Below are 15,605 nucleotides of genomic sequence, written 5' to 3'. Positions count from 1 at the left end.
AGCGCCGCTCGAAGCGTGACCGACTTGCCCTCTCCGGCCGGAATACGGCCTTGGCAGCGGCGATGTCGCATCATCCATTCCACCGCAATTATGTTATTAGCGTGGCGCTTATGGTTACAACAGGAACCCCCATCACAATACCGTAATGGCCGGCACCCCGTCAGGGATACCAGCCATTCCGGTCGGCCTTCGCCGGCCGCCCCCAGCAGTCAAAACGGCACTGCTCACATGCGATAGGCGATGGTGTCGTTCCAGAAGCGGTCGAGCCGCTGCAGGGCACGGTTCATCTGGCGGAACTCGTCGGCCTTGATGCCGCCGACCTGCTCGATGGAGCCGATGTGACGGTCGTAGAGCTTGGAGACGACCTTGGCGATCTCCGTGCCCTTCGGCGTCAGGCTGATGCGGACCGAGCGGCGGTCGATGCGCGAGCGCTGGTGGTGGACGAAGCCCTGGTCGACGAGCTTCTTCAGGTTGTACGAGACGTTGGAGCCGAGATAGTAGCCGCGCGTGCGCAGTTCGCCCGCCGTCAGCTCGGCATCGCCGATATTGAACAGGAGCAGCGCCTGGATGGCGTTGATGTCGCTGCGGCCCTGGCGCTCGAACTCGTCCTTGATGACGTCGAGCAGGCGGCGGTGCAGCCGCTCGACGAGCTGCAACGATTCGAGATAGAGGGAGCGCAGCGGAGCCTCGCTCTCTTCATGGGTAGACGTCTTCTGTGTCGCGGATCGCGTGTTGATCATGACTGGTGCCTTTCGTTTTGACGCCGGTGAGTTTTTTGTTTTCACCTTGGAGGCAACCGTATCGAATGCACCTAAAATTCGACTTAAACGTCAGGCTTAACAACACCTTGCGCAGGAAACCCTGCATTTAGGGCTAAAAAGGCGTTAACTTCGGTTAATGCGCGGCGCGGCGCCGGGCGAGATGAAGCAGGGTCTGCAGCACGGTATAAAGGGCGGCCACCGCGCCGTGCAGAACGATGAGCCAGGGCCAGGCGCCGAAGAGCTGGGGGAAGAAGCCGTACATGACGGCTTCCGCGGCCGCGCACAGGAACCAGACCACCGGTCCCCAGGAGGCCAGCATCCAAAGCCCGACCGCGGCAAAGGGAAAAAGGACGGCAAGCGGGGCGGCCGTCGCCTGCCAGTAGAACGGCATCAGGTCGAAGCGCCATTCCGGCCCCTCGAAGAAGCCCAGGAGCCTGACCCAGTAGCCGATGCCCTGGACGAGGCAGAAGAGTGCCACGGCGCGCTGCAACATCTCCAGCGCATATTCGAGGGGGGATTGGCGCACCGGCATCTGCGTGACCGCGTCGTTCGTCACAGCTTAAGCTCCCCGTCGGGAAGCGGCGCGAAAAAGGCGTCGATCGCCGCCGGATCCACCGCGTCGAGCGATGCCGGCCGCCACTCCGGCGCCTTCGTCCTGTCGATCACCGCGGCGCGGATGCCCTCGTAGAAGTCGCCGTTGGCCAGCATGCGGTTGACGATCCGGAACTCCATGCGCATGCACTCGTCCATGGTGAGCGCGGCGCCGAGGCGCAGTTGCCGGAAGGCGACGTGAAGGCTGGTCGGCGAGCGCTTGGCGATTGTCTTGAGTGTCGCGGCCGCGAATCCATCCCCCTCTTCCGCGGCTTGCGAAAGGCTGGCGACGCACTCTTCCAGCGTTGAAAGGGAAAAATGCCGGGCGATGGCGTCAAGGCTCGCCGCATCCTTTTCCCGGGGCACGTCGCGGGCACGGGCGGCAAGGGCGGCAAGGGCGGCGTCCACGTCGCCGGTCTCGGCGATCTCGTCCGCAAGCCCCGCAAGCGCCGCCGAATCGACGGCGTGGGTGGCAAGCCCCGCCGCAAACGCCTCGCCCTGCCCGATGCGCTCGCCGGTCAGTGCCAGATACATGCCGTAGTGGCCTTGAAGGCGTGAGAGGAAGTGGCTGCCGCCGACATCAGGGAAGAAGCCGATGCCGACCTCCGGCATGGCGAAAAGCGCCTTCTCCGTCATCACCCGGTGCGAGCCGTGGGCGGAGACGCCCACCCCGCCGCCCATCACCACCCCGTCGATCAGCGCCACATAGGGCTTCGAGAAGCGCGCGATAGCCGCATTGAGGCGATATTCGTCGGCGAAGAAGCCGATCGGCGGCCGACCGGCGCGGCCGGCCTCATAGATGTCGAGAATGTCGCCGCCGGCGCAGAAGGCCCTGCCCTCCCCCTTGATGAGGACGACGCGCACCTTCTCGTCGGCCTGCCAGGCGGCAAGTGCCCGGACCATCGCCTTGACCATGGAATGGGTGAGCGCGTTGAGCGCTGCCGGCCGGTCAAGCACAATGACGCCGGCACGGCCCTGCTGCGCGAAACGGATGTCGCCGCCACCGCCGAAATCGCCTTCCAATCGAGCCTCCCCTCGCGAAACGCTCAGTTGGTGATTATGTGCGGCATGGCGCCGCGTCAATGGCGGCATGCCCGCCTTTCCCGCCGCCACGGGCCGCATCGGGGGCGATACGCCCGCACTCCATGTTGTTCAGGCGTGCCGGCGCGTGATAAATACCGGGGCATACTGGAGAAAAGCCCGTGAACAAGCTGACCCGCGCCAAGCCCGAAGCCATCCGCAGCGTCGACGAGATCACCGCCGGGCGGCGATTGAGACGCATGCGCAAGGCCGACTGGTCGCGCCGGCTCGTGCAGGAGAGCCACCTGCGCGTCGACGACCTGATCTGGCCGATCTTCCTCATCGAGGGTGAAAAGCGGCAGGAGGAGATCGCCGCCATGCCGGGCGTCTTCCGCTATTCGGTGGACCTTGCTGTGCTCCAGGCCGAACGCGCGGCGAAGCTCGGCATCCCCGCCCTTGCCACATTCCCGAACATCGACATGAGCCGGCGCGACGTGCGCGGCTCGGCCATTCTCGACCCCGACAACCTCATCAACCAGGCAACCCGCGCCATCAAGGAGGCGGTGCCGGAGATCGGCGTCATCACCGACGTGGCGCTCGACCCCTTCACCAACCACGGCCATGACGGCATCCTGCGCGACGGCGTCATCGCCAACGACGAGACGGTGGCGCAGATCGCGGAAGCGGCGGTGCTGCAGGCGGCCGCCGGCTCCGACGTCATCGCCCCGTCCGACATGATGGACGGGCGCATCGGCGCCATCCGCGACGCGCTCGACGGCAACGGCTTCCAGGACGTCGCCATCATGTCCTACGCCACCAAGTTCGCCTCCGCCTTCTACGGCCCCTACCGCGAGGCGATCGGCACCGGCGGCCTTCTGAAGGGCGACAAGAAGACCTATTACATCGATCCCGCCAACACGGACGAGGCGCTGCGCGAGACCGAGCAGGACCTTGCCGAGGGCGCCGACATGGTGATGGTCAAGCCGGGCCTTCCCTATCTCGACATCGTGCGGCGGCTGAAGGACAGCTTCGCCGTGCCGACCTTCGCCTATCAGGTGTCGGGCGAATACGCGATGATCAAGGCAGCCGCCGCCAACGGCTGGCTCGACGGCGAAAGGACCATGATGGAAAGCCTGCTCGCCTTCAAGCGCGCCGGCTGCGACGGCATCCTCACCTATTTCGCGCCCGAGGCGGCGGAAATTTTGGCGGGGCGGTAGCGGGCCACAATGGAAATGCCGGCGCCCCTTCGCGCCCCCCTCTGTCCTGCCGGACATCTCCCCCGCATGGGGGGAGATTACGCTGGCCGCTTGCTCTGGGACCTGTCCTGCTACGCCGATGATTAGTGAAGCCATACGCGACAGCCAATCTCCCCCCTCGCGGGGGAGATGTCCGGCAGGACAGAGGGGGGCGCGAAGGGCGCCGGCATCTCGAAATCTTGAAACCCCGCCCGCCATCCCCATCTGCATGTGACCAGTGGTGCGGTCCTGACAGATGGTACCCATCTGTCAGGACAAATCGCCCCACTAGATTAATAGCTTGTGGGCTGACTTTTCCAAACAGATGGGTACCATCTGTTTGGGTCAGACCACTAGCGTTCCCATAAAGGCAGGAGCCCAATGGCACACACTGACGCACATTCAAGGACGCTCGACGGCGAGGCTATCGCCGCGCGCCTCGACGACTGGCGCACCCTTCAGGGCGTGCGCACGCGGCGCGTCATCGCCTTTTTCGTCGACTACCTCCTGATCGGCCTGCTTCTCATCCCCGTCGGGCTCCTGGTGTTCCTGTTCGGCGTCCTCACCATCGGCCTCGGCTGGCTGCTCTTCGGCATTCTCGGGCCGGTGACGGCCCTTCTGTATGTCGCCGCCACACTCGGGGGACGGCATCAGTCCACCCTCGGCATGCGGATGATGGGCATTCGCCTTGAAAGGCTCGACGGCGGGCGCGTCGACCCGCTTCTGGCGGTCGTCCACACGGTTCTTTTCTGGGCCGGCAATGCCATCCTCACGCCTCTTATCCTGCTCGCCACCCTCATCCTTCGCTACAAGCGCGCCGTGCACGACCTGCTTCTGGGCACGGTGGTGGTGCGCGCTGACTGACGGAACGGCGTACCACGCCGAGGCGAAGGCGTGGTGCAAAGTTGCGCGTGAGAAGGCAGCGCAGGCAAATCCATGCTTGCGGCGGCAGGCGCCGTGCTTATGCTCTGGCGCACCTGCGGGCAGCGATTTCGGCCCGCGTGCAGTTGAATGCGGGACGCGATGGCCGATTTCCACCTCTGGATGACCTATGCGATCATCCTCGTAACCGTCGTCGCCTACACGAGCGAGCGCTTCGCGCTGGAGCTGGTGGCGCTGGCGAGCTTGGCCGCCTTCCTCTTCCTGTTCGCCGTCTTCCCTTACGAGAACGAGGCCTATGGCAGCCTGCACCCGGAAGAGCTCTTGACCGGCTTCGCCAACCCGGCACTCGCCACGGTGCTGGCGCTTCTCATCGTCGGCCAGGGCCTCTTCGCCACCGACGCCATGGACAGGCCGGCGCGCATGATCTCGCGCCTGGGCGGCCGCTCCAGCACCCGCGCCATCGTTATCACGCTGTTGGCCGCCGCCGCCCTGAGCGCCGTTTTGAACAACACGCCGGTGGTGGTCATCTTCATTCCCGTGCTCACGGTGATGGCGGCGCATCGCGGCTTCGCCGCCTCCAAGGCGCTGATGCCGCTCTCCTTCCTCACCATCTTGGGCGGCATGACGACGCTGATCGGCTCCTCCACCAACCTTCTGGTAGCAGGCGTGGCGGCCAAGTCGGGCATCGGCATCGGCTTTTTCGACATCACCGTCCCGGGCGCGCTGCTCGCGGCCGTCGGGGCGGTCTATGTGCTCGGCGTGATGCCGCGCATCCTGCGCGGGGTGAGCAGCGAGACCAGCTATCAGCAGACGGTCTCCGGCACGCAGTTCATCGGCGAGATCCGGCTGACGGCGGGTCATCCCTTCATCGGCGTCGAATCGCGCGCCGGCCTGTTTCCCGGCCTCGGCGAATTGACCCCGCGCCTCATCGTGCGGCGCGGCATGAATTTCTTTCCGCCTTTCGAGAACGTCACCCTTTCGGAGGGCGACCGGCTGGTGGTGACGGCGACGCGGCGCGCCTTCCTGCACGCTCTTTCGAGCGGCGGCGCCAGCATCGTCTCCGACGGCGCCGACGAGCATCTTGCAGGCACCGGCGATCCCTCGCAGCCGCTGGGCCCCGACTACCATCTCGCCGAGGCGGTCATCGCGCCCGCCTCGCGCCATGCCGGGCGCACCATCCGCAATGCCGGCATCGACACCACCCACGGCATCCACATGCTCGGCGTGCAGCGCAAGCACCGGATGGGCCGCACGCCGATGTCGGAAATCCGCCTGGAGCCCGGCGACACGATCCTCATCGGCGGCACCGACAGGGCCTTCGAGGAGTTGCGCGAGGGCCACGATCTCCTGGTGCTCGAATGGTCGGCCGAGCCGGTGCCGCAGCGCCGCAAGGCCGGCATCGCCATCGCCATATTCGCCTTCATCGTGATCACGGCGGCGCTCGACCTGCTTCCGATCGTGGCAACCTCTATCATCGGCGCCGTCGCCATGATCGCCACGGGCTGCCTCACCCTGCCGCAGGCGGGCCGCGCCTTCGACCGGCAGATATTCGTGCTCGTCGGCGCCTCCATCGCCGCCGCGACGGCGCTCGAGCGCACCGGCGGCGCTCAGCTCATCGCCGATGCGGCGGTGGCGCTGATGGACGGCCAAAGCCCGGCTGTCGTCTTGTCGGGTTTCTTCGCCGTGGTGGCGGTGCTGACGAATTTCCTGTCCAACAACGCCACCGCCGTCCTGTTCACCCCCATCGCCGTCGGCATCGCGCAGGCCATCGGCGCGCCGCCGATGGCCTTCGTCGCCGCCACCATCTTCGCCGCCAACGCCTCCTTCGCCACCCCCATCGGCTATCAGACCAATCTCCTGGTGATGGGGCCCGGCCACTACTCCTTCCGCGATTTCATCAAGGCCGGTGCGCCGCTGGTGGCAATAATGTGGTTGACGTTTTCCCTCGTCGGTCCATGGTATTATGGGCTTTGACAAAGGAGCGACGCCCACAAAAAATGACGCATCATCAGACACAATCGCCGCAATTCTTCCTCACCGCGCCCTCGCCCTGCCCCTATCTGGAGGGCCAGTACGAGCGCAAGGTGTTCACGCACCTTGTCGGCGACAAGGCGCCCGAGCTCAACGACCTTCTGACCCAGGGCGGCTTCCGCCGCTCGCAGAACATCGCCTACCGGCCGGCCTGCGAGACCTGCCGGGCCTGCGTGTCGGTGCGCATCCTGGCGCAGGAGTTCCAGCCGACGAAGAGCATGAAGCGCATCATGAAGCGCAATGCCGACCTCATCGGCACCGCCCACGACGCCGAGCCGTCGACCGAGCAATACACCCTCTTCCGCGCCTATCTCGATGCCCGCCACCGGCGCGGCGGCATGTCGGACATGACGGTGCTCGACTACGCCATGATGGTGGAGGACACCCACGTCGACACCAAGGTGATCGAATACCGCCGGCGCGGGCCCGATTCCTTCATCACCGGCCGCGGCGAGGGCCCGCTCCTGGCGGTGGCGCTCACCGACCAGATGACCGACGGCCTGTCCATGGTCTATTCCTTCTACGATCCGGCCGTCGAGGACCGCTCGCTCGGCACCTTCATGATCCTCGACCACATCCGCCGCGCCACGGCGGCGGGCCTTCCCCACGTCTATCTCGGCTACTGGGTCAACGGCGCCCGCAAGATGGCCTATAAGGTGCGCTTCAAGCCGCAGGAGCATCTGGGGCCGAACGGCTGGGAGCGCTTCGAATAGCCTCACGGCCGTAACGGCGGGCCGGACGGCATGCCGCCGATATTTCTTTATCACCTCCAGCTTCCCTACACAGCGATACGGTTGCAGACGCGTTTAGTTGCGAGCGCGATTACCGTGCGTTTGCCGTAAACGTAGGGAGACTGTCTCGATGGTTCAAAACCAGGTCGGGGAAATGAGGCCGGTGCATAAAAACCGGCATGCGCAGCCACGCAGAACAGTCCGCGGCCTTCCGCCCCTTCTTTTCAAGGCCGCGCGCGAGCGTGGGCAAAAGCTGGTATGCGGCGTGGTAGGGGCCCTGGCCCTGCTCGCCGGCCTTGGTTCCCCCGCTCAGGCGCAGGTTCAGCCGCCTGTCGTCACCTGCTTCACCGATGGCGCTATCTTTAACACGGCGTATAACGCGGCAACGGGAGGTACGCTCGACAGTGGGAACGATGCTTATTGGGAAGTGGCTGAAACCACCGAGGATGTCAGAGGCCAGCCGCCAACGAACCTGACATATCAAAGAGCGGTTGTCATCGAAGCGCCCGCGCCGGGCTGGGCCGTATCTCCCTACGCCAATGCGGACTGGATATCGATCCAAGCCAACGGGCTGCATCAGCAAAACCCCGCTGGGCACCTCGACATATTTTACCGGTTCAGCTTCTACCTCGATCCACAAGTCCAAACGGATCGCCTCGCCATGGATATGGCGTTCTGGGCTGACGACAACATCTTCGAGACGTGGGTAAATGGCACCGCGCAAAACGTCAAATCTCCTTTTCCAGCGGGCCAGGAGTACGACTTTCCGGGGTTTCTTCAAGAAAACGGCGCAGTCGGTGTTTTGCCCGGCGGATGGAAAACCGGCACCGATCCCGGCGATCTCAACGAAATAGTCGTCCATATCAAGTCGGTCGGTGGCTTCCAGGGGTTGCTTTCGCAGTTTGATCCAGGTGGGCTTTGCCAGCCGGTACTGACGCTGCAAAAAGCCGTGATAAACGACAACGGCGGCACGGCGAGTGCGACCGACGGCTTTACGCTTAGCGCAACGGGGCCGCAAGGCGCGGCAGCACCCATAACGATTTCGGGGCAATATACGGATCCGGCCAACCCGGCCATAACCGAGCAACTGGTCGCGACGGGCGAATACCAACTCTCGGAGGTGGTTCCCGTAGCCGGATATACGCCCAGCTATAGCTGCGAGATCCAACGCTTTTCCGAAGATGGCACGTCACAAACCGTCATCGACGACGACGATCAAAACGTTGAGCTCCACACCGCCGATATCGCCGTCTGCACCATCACCAACGACGACCAGCCGGCACAGCTTACGTTGCAGAAGCTGGTCACCAACGACAATGGCGGGTCGGCCGCGCCGGCCGATTTCACGCTCGTCGCCACGGGGCCGACGTCGATCCAAGGCGCCCACGGCAGCCAGACGGTGACGAACGCCGAGGTGAGCGCAGGATCCTATACCTTGTCGGAGGCCAACGGCCCGAACGGCTATACGGCCAGCCCCTACATCTGCGCGGTCAACGGCGCCGCCGCCGTCGCCGACCAGATAACGCTCGCGAGCGGCGATCAGGCGGTGTGCACCGTAACCAACGACGACCAACCGGCCACCCTGACGCTGCAGGTGACCGTGCAGAATGATAACGGGGGCACCGCCACGGACGCCGATTTCACTTTACGGGCTGCCGGCCCGACGACGATCGAGGATGCGGAAGGCGCCAATGCCGTAACGGATGCAGAGGTCGACGCCGGCGCCTACACCCTCTCCGTTCCGACGGCGCCCTCCGGCTATGCGCCCATCGGCCCTTACAGCTGCACGGTGAACGGCGGCAATCCCGTCGCAAGCGACAATCTGACGCTCGTTCCCGGCGATGTGGCCGTCTGCACCGTCACCTACCGGGACGAGGCGGCCATGCTCACCTTGCAGAAAGTGCTCAACCTCACCCATGGCGGGTCGGCTCAAAGAGGGGACTTCACCTTGACGGCGACCGCCACCGGGGCCACGGCGCCGATCGTCTCAGGCGCGCATGGCGAGCCGCCGGTCACGGGCGCGGCGGTGAGCGCCGCCACCTATGTGCTGGCGGAAACAGGCGGTCCGAACGGCTATACGGCCGGGCCCTATCGCTGTTCGATCAACAATGGCGCCGAGGCCGCCCTTACCAACGACCAAATCACGCTCGCCGTCGGCGACGCGGCTGTGTGCACCGTGACCAATTCCGATCAGCCGGCAAAACTGACGCTGCTGGTCGACGTCCGCAACGACAACGGCGGCACCGCCACGGATAACGATTTCACCCTGCGGGCCGACGGGCCGACACAGATCGAGGGCACTGAAACCGGCACGGCGGTAACGAAGGCCGAAGTCGACGCCGGCGCCTATGCCCTCTCCGTGCCGACGGCGCCCTCCGGCTACGCTCCCACCGGCTCCTACAGCTGCACGGTCAACGGCGGCAATCCGGTCTCAAGCGACGATCTCGCACTCAATTCCGGCGATGAGGCCGTCTGCACCATCGTTTACCAAGACCAGGCGGCGACGCTGACGCTGAGGAAGGTCGTGCGCAACGAGAAGGTCGGCACCGCAAAAGCGGAGGATTTCATCCTCGCCACCGCTGGTCCCACGCCAATCGAGGGAAACCATGGGAGTCCGGACGTCACCGGCGCTTCGGTGAAGGCGGGCGAATACACGTTGTCGGAAGCCGATAATGTACCTGGCTATTCGGCCATCGGTCCCTATGGATGCGAGCAGGACGGCACCGCCCTTTCGCCGGCCAACACGGTCACGCTCGGCCCGGGCACCACGACCGTCTGCACCGTTACGAACCTCGACCAGGCGGCTACGCTGACGCTCTTGAAGGCATTGGTGAACGACGATGGAGGGACCGCCGTGAAAGGAGACTTCGTGCTTACGGCGAGTGGCCCGGTCGAAAAGCGAGGGCCCGAGGGGCATGCGGACGTGACACAAGCGCAAGTGCCGCTCGGAGCCTATACGCTGGGCGAGGAAGGGCCCTCGGGCTATGGCTCGAGCCTCTACAGTTGCGTCGTCAACAACACTGCCGCCGTCGAGGGCAATACATTGACGCTGGCGGCCAACGACGTGGCGGTGTGCACCATCACCAACGACGATATCCGGCTCGAAAAGACGGGGCCCGAGGAAGAGGGCGGCCTGCTCGCCGACGTCGCCGAACCCGGGGAGACGCTGATCTACACCCTGACGCTCACCAACGACGGCGATGTCGACGGCCTCTATGACCTCGTCGACGACATGGATGACAGCATCAGCTATATCGGGCTGGCCGAAGGCGGCGCGGGACTGGGCGAGCCGAGCAATATCGACCCCTTGGAATGGAAGGATGTCGTGGTTCCCGCCCGTGGCCAGGTGGCCGTCAGATACAAGGTGAAGGTCGCCGACCCGATCCCCGACGGTGTCGAGATGATCCGCAATTGCGCCGGCCCGGGCGTCTGCGTCGAGATAGCCGCAGCCGGCAAGGTCACGACGAAAAAGGCGGTGGTGGAGGAAGAGGGCGGCGCGCAGGACGATCTGGTGGAGCCGGGCGAGATCCTGACATTCGAGATCGCGCTCATCAACGAAGGCAATGCCCCCTCCCCTTATAATCTCGAGGACCGGGCCGATCCCCACCTCACATATATCAAGGGCTCGGCAAATGCCGGCGAGCCGGCGAGCACGAGACCGCTGGTGTGGCGCGCCATCACGGTGCCGGTCGGAAAGCCGCTGGTCGTCAGATATAAGATGAAGGTCGCCGACGACCTGCCGCTCGACGTAAAGACCGTCAGCAACCTGGCGTATGCGGAAGGCAAGGCGTTGCCCGCGAACTTCTGCGCGGTCAATCCCGGAGCCTGTGTCGTTGCCGATACCGTGAACCTGACGCTCACCAAGACCGCCGGCCAGACTGAAGTGCGAAGGGGCGAGACGGTGCCGTTCACGATCCGGGCCGTCAACAATGCCGGCGCGCCGATGCGGGATCTTACGCTGATCGACACGATCCCGCCCGGCTTCCGTTTCATGGAAGGTTCCGCCACCATCGCCGGCAAGCCCGTCACTCCAACCGTCGAAGGCCGTTCGCTGCAATTTTCCATCGAATCGATCGACGCCAATGGGGAACTGGAGGTCCAGCTTAGCCTGCAGGCGCTCGCCTCCATTGAGCCCGGCGAATATGTGAACCGCGCCGGCCTCTTCGATGTGCGCGGCCGCCAAGTCGTGACGCAGGCGGAAGCGAGGGTCGAGATCACGGTCGACCCGGTCTTCGATTGCGGCGACATCATCGGAAGGGTCTTCGACGATATCAACCGCAACGGCTATCAGGATCCGGGCGAGGTGGGCCTGGGCGGCGTCCGCGTTTCCACCGTCGCCGGCCTTTTGGTGACCACCGACGCGCGCGGCCGCTTTCATGTCGCCTGCGCGGACCTGCCCGCGCGGGCAGGCTCGAACTTCATCATGAAGCTCGACCCGCGCACGCTGCCTGCGGGCTACCGGATCGTCAGCGAAAACCCGCGCGCCGTCCGGCTCACGGCAGGCAAGGCCCAGCGTCTCAATTTTGCCGCCGCGCTCGGCCGCCTCGTGCGCGTCGACGTGAATGACGCGGCATTCGCGCCCGGAACGACCGTGCTCCTGCCTGAATGGCACACGCAGCTTCCGGGCCTCATCGCCTTGCTCGAGCAAGAGCCGTCGGTCCTGCGCATCGCCTATGTCGAAGCCACCGGCGACCGGCGCCTCGCCGCCGAGCGCGTCAAACAGATGCGCCGTACGGTTGCCGAAATGTGGAAGGCGGTGCCGGCCCGCTACCGCCTGGAGATCGAATCGCGCATCGAGATCGGCCGGTAGGAGCGGTGTCATAGGGGTGGGCGGCGGTCGTGGGTAACGAATCGCCGCCTATTTCCCCGAATCGATGATCCGATCCAGGTCTCTGTCTCTTCGCAATTCCGGACGGAAAACCGGTTTCCACTTTTCTGGAATTGCTCTACCGCCCTCACATCTTGGCCAGAAGCTCGGCGAGTTGGTCGGCGCATTGCCCCCAGCCCTCGTGGAAGCCCATCTCCTCGTGCGCCTTGCGGTCCTCGACCGTCCAGTGCCGGGCCCGCGCGGTGTAGCGCGTCTTGCCGCCCTCCTCTTCGAAGGTGAGGATGGCGGTGAAGAAGGGCTTCTCGGAAGGCTGCCAGGCCTCCGAATAGGCATCGGTCGTGACCAGCTTCTCGTTCTCCACCACCTCCAGATAGACGCCCTGATTGGGGTACTCGTTGCCGTCGGGATCGCGCATAGTGAAGCGGCTGGCACCGCCCGGCCGCACGTCGAGCTCGACTGAAGCGATGGTCCACGGCCTCGGCACGAACCATTGCTTCATGATCTCCGGGTCGGTCCAGGCGCGAAAGACCTTCTCGCGCGGCGCATCGAAAACGCGCGTCAGCACGAGTTCGCGATCGTTGGCAGGGGTGTCCTGGTTGGTCATCGTGTCCTCCTTGGGTTGCTTTCCGTGCCGAGGACGATAGCACGAGGGCAAATCCGACACGCCCCTTCCCTTTCGTCAAGCGGCGGGGCTATCGCATGTGGATTTTGAGTCCCTGATGGTACCCCCACCCCTTACCCCTCCCCTCAAGGGGGAGGGGGGCGCCGACGCCTCAGAATCCCCCTCCGCTTGAGGGGAGGGGTGAGGGGTGGGGGTCCCGGCGAGGCCGAACAAAGACTCCGTCCATATGCGATAGCCCTCCAGCAAGGGAGCGAAAGCCGCCTACCCGAACTTCCCCGTCCTCGGAAAGCCCTTCGGCGCCATGCGCCCCGCCGCCGCGCGGTTGCCGAGCCACTCGGCGAGCTCCCCTTGGCTGCGGCTGAAGGTGCGGTCGGCCGAATCCTGCCAGGAAAGCCCCTCTTCCATGGCGAAGGTCTTCACGTCCGACACGCCGCCGTCCTTGTAGCGCTGCAGGCGCACGCCCTTGCCGCGCGCCATCTCCGGCACCTCCGACAGGGGGAAGACGAGAAGCTTCCTGTTCATGCCGACGATGGCCACATGGTCGCCGGTGACCGGAATGCACAGCTTCGCCTCGTCCGGCGCCTTGACGTTCATCACCTGCCTGCCCTTGCGGGTGTTGGCGACGACGTCCTTCTCCGCCACGATAAAGCCGTTGCCGGCGTGGGAGGCCAGGAGCAGCAGCCGCTCGGGATCGTGCGCGAAGGCGGTCACGACCGCCTGGTCGTTCTCCATGTCGACCATGATGCGCACCGGCTCGCCATGGCCGCGGCCGCCCGGCAGCCGGTCGGCGCCGAGCGTGTAGAACTTGCCGCCGGTGGTGAACAGCAGGATCTTGTCCGTCGTCTGGGCGTGGAAGGTGAGCTTGAGCGAGTCCCCCTCCTTGAAGGCGAGCGAGGAGAGGTCGGACAAGTGCCCCTTCATGGCGCGCAGCCAGCCTTTCTCCGAAAGGACGATGGTGACCGGCTCACGCTCGATCATCGCCTGCTGCACATCCTCGAGGTCGTGGGTCGGCGCCTCGCCGAAGGTGGTGCGGCGGCGGCCCAGCGCCGGGTTCTTCTCCGGGTCGAAGGTCTCGCGCACCTTCGCCACCTCCCAGCGCACCGTCTTCCACTGCTTGGCCGTGGAGCCGAGCAGCCCCTCGATCTGGGTCTTCTCCTCGGAAAGCTTGTCGAACTCCTTGCGGATCTCGAATTCCTCGAGCTTGCGCAACGCCCGAAGCCGCATGTTGAGGATGGCTTCGGCCTGGGTATCCGTCAGTTCGAAACGGGCGATCATGACGGGCTTCGGCTCGTCCTCCTCGCGGATGATGCGGATCACCTCGTCGATGTTGAGATAGGCCACGAGATAGCCGCCGAGGATCTCCAGCCGCCGCTCGATCTCGGCCAGCCGATGGCGCGAGCGGCGCAGGAGCACCTCGCGGCGGTGGTCGAGCCATTCGCGCAGAACCTCTTTCAGCGACAGGACGCCCGGCACCTTGCCGCGCGAAAGCACGTTCATGTTCAAGGGGAAGCGCGTTTCAAGGTCGGTGAGCCGGAAGAGCGATTCCATCAACAATTCAGGTTCGACCGTGCGGCTCTTCGGCACCAGCACGACGCGGACGTCCTCCGTGCTCTCGTCGCGCACGTCCTCCAGAAGCGGCAGCCTGCGGGCGATGACGAGCTCGGCGATCTTCTCGATCAGCCGCGACTTCTGCACGCCGTAGGGAATCTCGGTGACGACGACGTTCCACGTGCCGCGGCCCTGGTCCTCCTTCTCCCAGCGCGAGCGCACGCGAAAGCCGCCGCGGCCGGTCTCGTAGGCCTCGCGGATGGCGGCAGCCCCCTCGACGATGATGCCGCCGGTCGGAAAATCCGGTCCCTTGACGAAGTCGAGCAGACGCAGGACCGGCGTTTCCGGATCGTCTATCAGGGCAAGGGCCGCGTCGCACACCTCGGCCGCGTTGTGCGGCGGGATGGAGGTGGCCATGCCGACGGCGATGCCGGACGAGCCGTTGCACAGAAGGTTCGGGAAGGCGCCGGGAAGGACGATCGGCTCCTCGTCCTCCTCGTTGTAGGTGAGGCGGAAATCGACGGCATCCTCGGTGATGCCCGTCAGAAGCTCCGCCGCCACCTCCGTCATGCGCGCTTCGGTGTAGCGCATGGCGGCGGCGTTATCGCCGTCGATATTGCCGAAGTTGCCCTGCCCGTCGACCAGCGGGTAGCGCATGGCGAAGGGCTGCGCCAGCCGCACCAGCGCATCGTAGATCGACTGGTCGCCATGCGGGTGGAACTTGCCCATCACGTCGCCGACGATGCGGGCGCATTTGGCGAAACCCTGGTCGGGGCTCAGCCTCAAGAGCCGCATCGTATGCATGATGCGCCGGTGCACGGGCTTCAGCCCATCGCGCACGTCGGGCAGCGCCCGGTGCATGATGGTCGACAGCGCATAGGCCAGATAGCGCTCCTCGAGCGCTTTTTTCAGGTCGACGGGAGCCGCCGAATCATCGCCCCCGCCGGGCGGAAGAAGCTCTTTTCCCATGGCTTCCGGTTAGACCAGCAGACGATTCGCGGCAAGTGGGCAAGCCCGTCGTCAAGGCCAAAAATGGGATTATGGAGGTCGGCCGATGCTGTCTGGCTGCAATGCGTGCCAAGGGTGCCCTCAAACACGCGTTTGGAAGAGCGGTGCAGCCCTTCCGGCCCACCAGCGCGCGTCATCCCGGAAAGCCGAAGGCTTGTCCGGGACCCATTCCGTGACTCGTCCACCTTCCGGCCCGCTTCGCCGGAGCTTCAGCGAGGCGAGAATGGGTCCCGGACAGTCTCCGCTTCGCTCCGACTTCCGGGATGACGCGCGTTGGAAAGGCGGCGGGCGCCCTTCACCTCAGCCGGCAATGCCTCGCCTGCGCGGGGACAAATTCCCGCCCCCTCA

The 15,605-nt window shown here is 65.2% G+C and carries 11 protein-coding genes; 5 read left to right on the top strand and 6 right to left on the bottom strand.

Annotation, left to right across the window (positions count from 1 at the left end):
* Positions 1 to 224: 224 nt before the first annotated feature.
* The 3 genes from ldtR to GM910_RS04265 all read right to left on the bottom strand — a co-directional run bounded on the left by ldtR (position 225) and on the right by GM910_RS04265 (position 2,375).
* Entirely contained in the window at positions 225 to 740 is a 516-nt protein-coding gene (ldtR, locus tag GM910_RS04275) for a transcriptional regulator LdtR (RefSeq protein ID WP_159586284.1), read from the bottom strand.
* A gap of 154 nt (positions 741 to 894) precedes the next feature.
* Entirely contained in the window at positions 895 to 1,317 is a 423-nt protein-coding gene (locus tag GM910_RS04270) for a DUF6163 family protein (RefSeq protein WP_159586283.1), read from the bottom strand.
* Positions 1,314 to 2,375 (bottom strand): enoyl-CoA hydratase/isomerase family protein, encoded by a 1,062-nt coding sequence (locus GM910_RS04265; RefSeq protein WP_246225848.1) that lies wholly within the window; start codon positions 2,373 to 2,375, stop codon positions 1,314 to 1,316. The genes GM910_RS04270 and GM910_RS04265 overlap by 4 nt, the downstream gene beginning before the upstream one ends.
* Positions 2,376 to 2,554: 179 nt before the next feature.
* Here GM910_RS04265 and hemB point away from each other — a divergent pair, with 179 nt between their 5' ends.
* The 4 genes from hemB (at position 2,555) to GM910_RS04245 (ending at position 7,233) form a co-directional block, all read left to right on the top strand.
* A complete protein-coding gene (gene hemB / locus GM910_RS04260) occupies positions 2,555 to 3,589 on the top strand; it encodes a porphobilinogen synthase (RefSeq protein ID WP_159586281.1) in 1,035 nt (344 codons plus the stop codon).
* Between the two features lie 399 nt (positions 3,590 to 3,988).
* The gene (locus GM910_RS04255) at positions 3,989 to 4,471 is read left to right on the top strand and encodes an RDD family protein (RefSeq protein WP_159586280.1); all 483 of its coding nucleotides are present in this window, start codon (positions 3,989 to 3,991) and stop codon (positions 4,469 to 4,471) included.
* A gap of 159 nt (positions 4,472 to 4,630) precedes the next feature.
* Positions 4,631 to 6,463 (top strand): SLC13 family permease, encoded by a 1,833-nt coding sequence (locus tag GM910_RS04250; RefSeq protein WP_159586279.1) that lies wholly within the window; start codon positions 4,631 to 4,633, stop codon positions 6,461 to 6,463.
* Positions 6,464 to 6,486: 23 nt separating this feature from the next.
* Complete coding sequence (locus GM910_RS04245; protein WP_159586278.1) at positions 6,487 to 7,233, top strand: arginyltransferase; 747 nt, start codon at positions 6,487 to 6,489, stop codon at positions 7,231 to 7,233.
* A gap of 109 nt (positions 7,234 to 7,342) precedes the next feature.
* On the opposite strand, the gene GM910_RS04240 is transcribed toward GM910_RS04245, so the two are convergent.
* Positions 7,343 to 8,113 carry a hypothetical protein gene (locus tag GM910_RS04240; RefSeq protein WP_159586277.1) on the bottom strand — a complete coding sequence of 257 codons (771 nt, stop codon included), beginning with the start codon at positions 8,111 to 8,113 and terminating at the stop codon, positions 7,343 to 7,345.
* Here GM910_RS04240 and GM910_RS04235 point away from each other — a divergent pair.
* Complete coding sequence (locus GM910_RS04235; RefSeq protein WP_281354862.1) at positions 8,054 to 12,061, top strand: hypothetical protein; 4,008 nt, start codon at positions 8,054 to 8,056, stop codon at positions 12,059 to 12,061. The two genes, GM910_RS04240 and GM910_RS04235, sit on opposite strands and share 60 nt — an antisense overlap.
* A gap of 145 nt (positions 12,062 to 12,206) precedes the next feature.
* Here GM910_RS04235 and GM910_RS04230 read toward each other — a convergent pair whose 3' ends face one another.
* Both GM910_RS04230 and parC read right to left on the bottom strand, forming a co-directional pair.
* Positions 12,207 to 12,683, bottom strand: a complete 477-nt coding sequence (locus GM910_RS04230) for an SRPBCC family protein (protein ID WP_159586275.1) — start codon at positions 12,681 to 12,683, stop codon at positions 12,207 to 12,209.
* 279 nt (positions 12,684 to 12,962) lie between these two features.
* Positions 12,963 to 15,218, bottom strand: a complete 2,256-nt coding sequence (parC, locus tag GM910_RS04225; RefSeq protein WP_159586274.1) for a DNA topoisomerase IV subunit A — start codon at positions 15,216 to 15,218, stop codon at positions 12,963 to 12,965.
* Positions 15,219 to 15,605: the final 387 nt, after the last annotated feature.

The sequence above is a fragment of the Chelativorans xinjiangensis genome, assembly GCF_009812055.1.
In the GTDB taxonomy this organism is placed as follows: domain Bacteria; phylum Pseudomonadota; class Alphaproteobacteria; order Rhizobiales; family Rhizobiaceae; genus Chelativorans; species Chelativorans xinjiangense.
Note: the sequence above shows the minus strand (reverse complement) of the source record. Positions and strands in the feature narration are given on the sequence as shown.

Excerpts from the sequence above, each read along its gene's own strand:
- ldtR (WP_159586284.1), bottom strand. The coding sequence starts at position 740 with ATGATCAACACGCGATCCGCGACACAGAAGACGTCTACCCATGAAGAG.
- GM910_RS04255 (WP_159586280.1), top strand. The coding sequence starts at position 3,989 with ATGGCACACACTGACGCACATTCAAGGACGCTCGACGGCGAGGCTATC.
- GM910_RS04250 (WP_159586279.1), top strand. The coding sequence starts at position 4,631 with ATGGCCGATTTCCACCTCTGGATGACCTATGCGATCATCCTCGTAACC.
- GM910_RS04245 (WP_159586278.1), top strand. The coding sequence starts at position 6,487 with ATGACGCATCATCAGACACAATCGCCGCAATTCTTCCTCACCGCGCCC.
- GM910_RS04240 (WP_159586277.1), bottom strand. The coding sequence starts at position 8,113 with ATGGACGACTATTTCGTTGAGATCGCCGGGATCGGTGCCGGTTTTCCA.
- GM910_RS04230 (WP_159586275.1), bottom strand. The coding sequence starts at position 12,683 with ATGACCAACCAGGACACCCCTGCCAACGATCGCGAACTCGTGCTGACG.
- parC (WP_159586274.1), bottom strand. The coding sequence starts at position 15,218 with ATGGGAAAAGAGCTTCTTCCGCCCGGCGGGGGCGATGATTCGGCGGCT.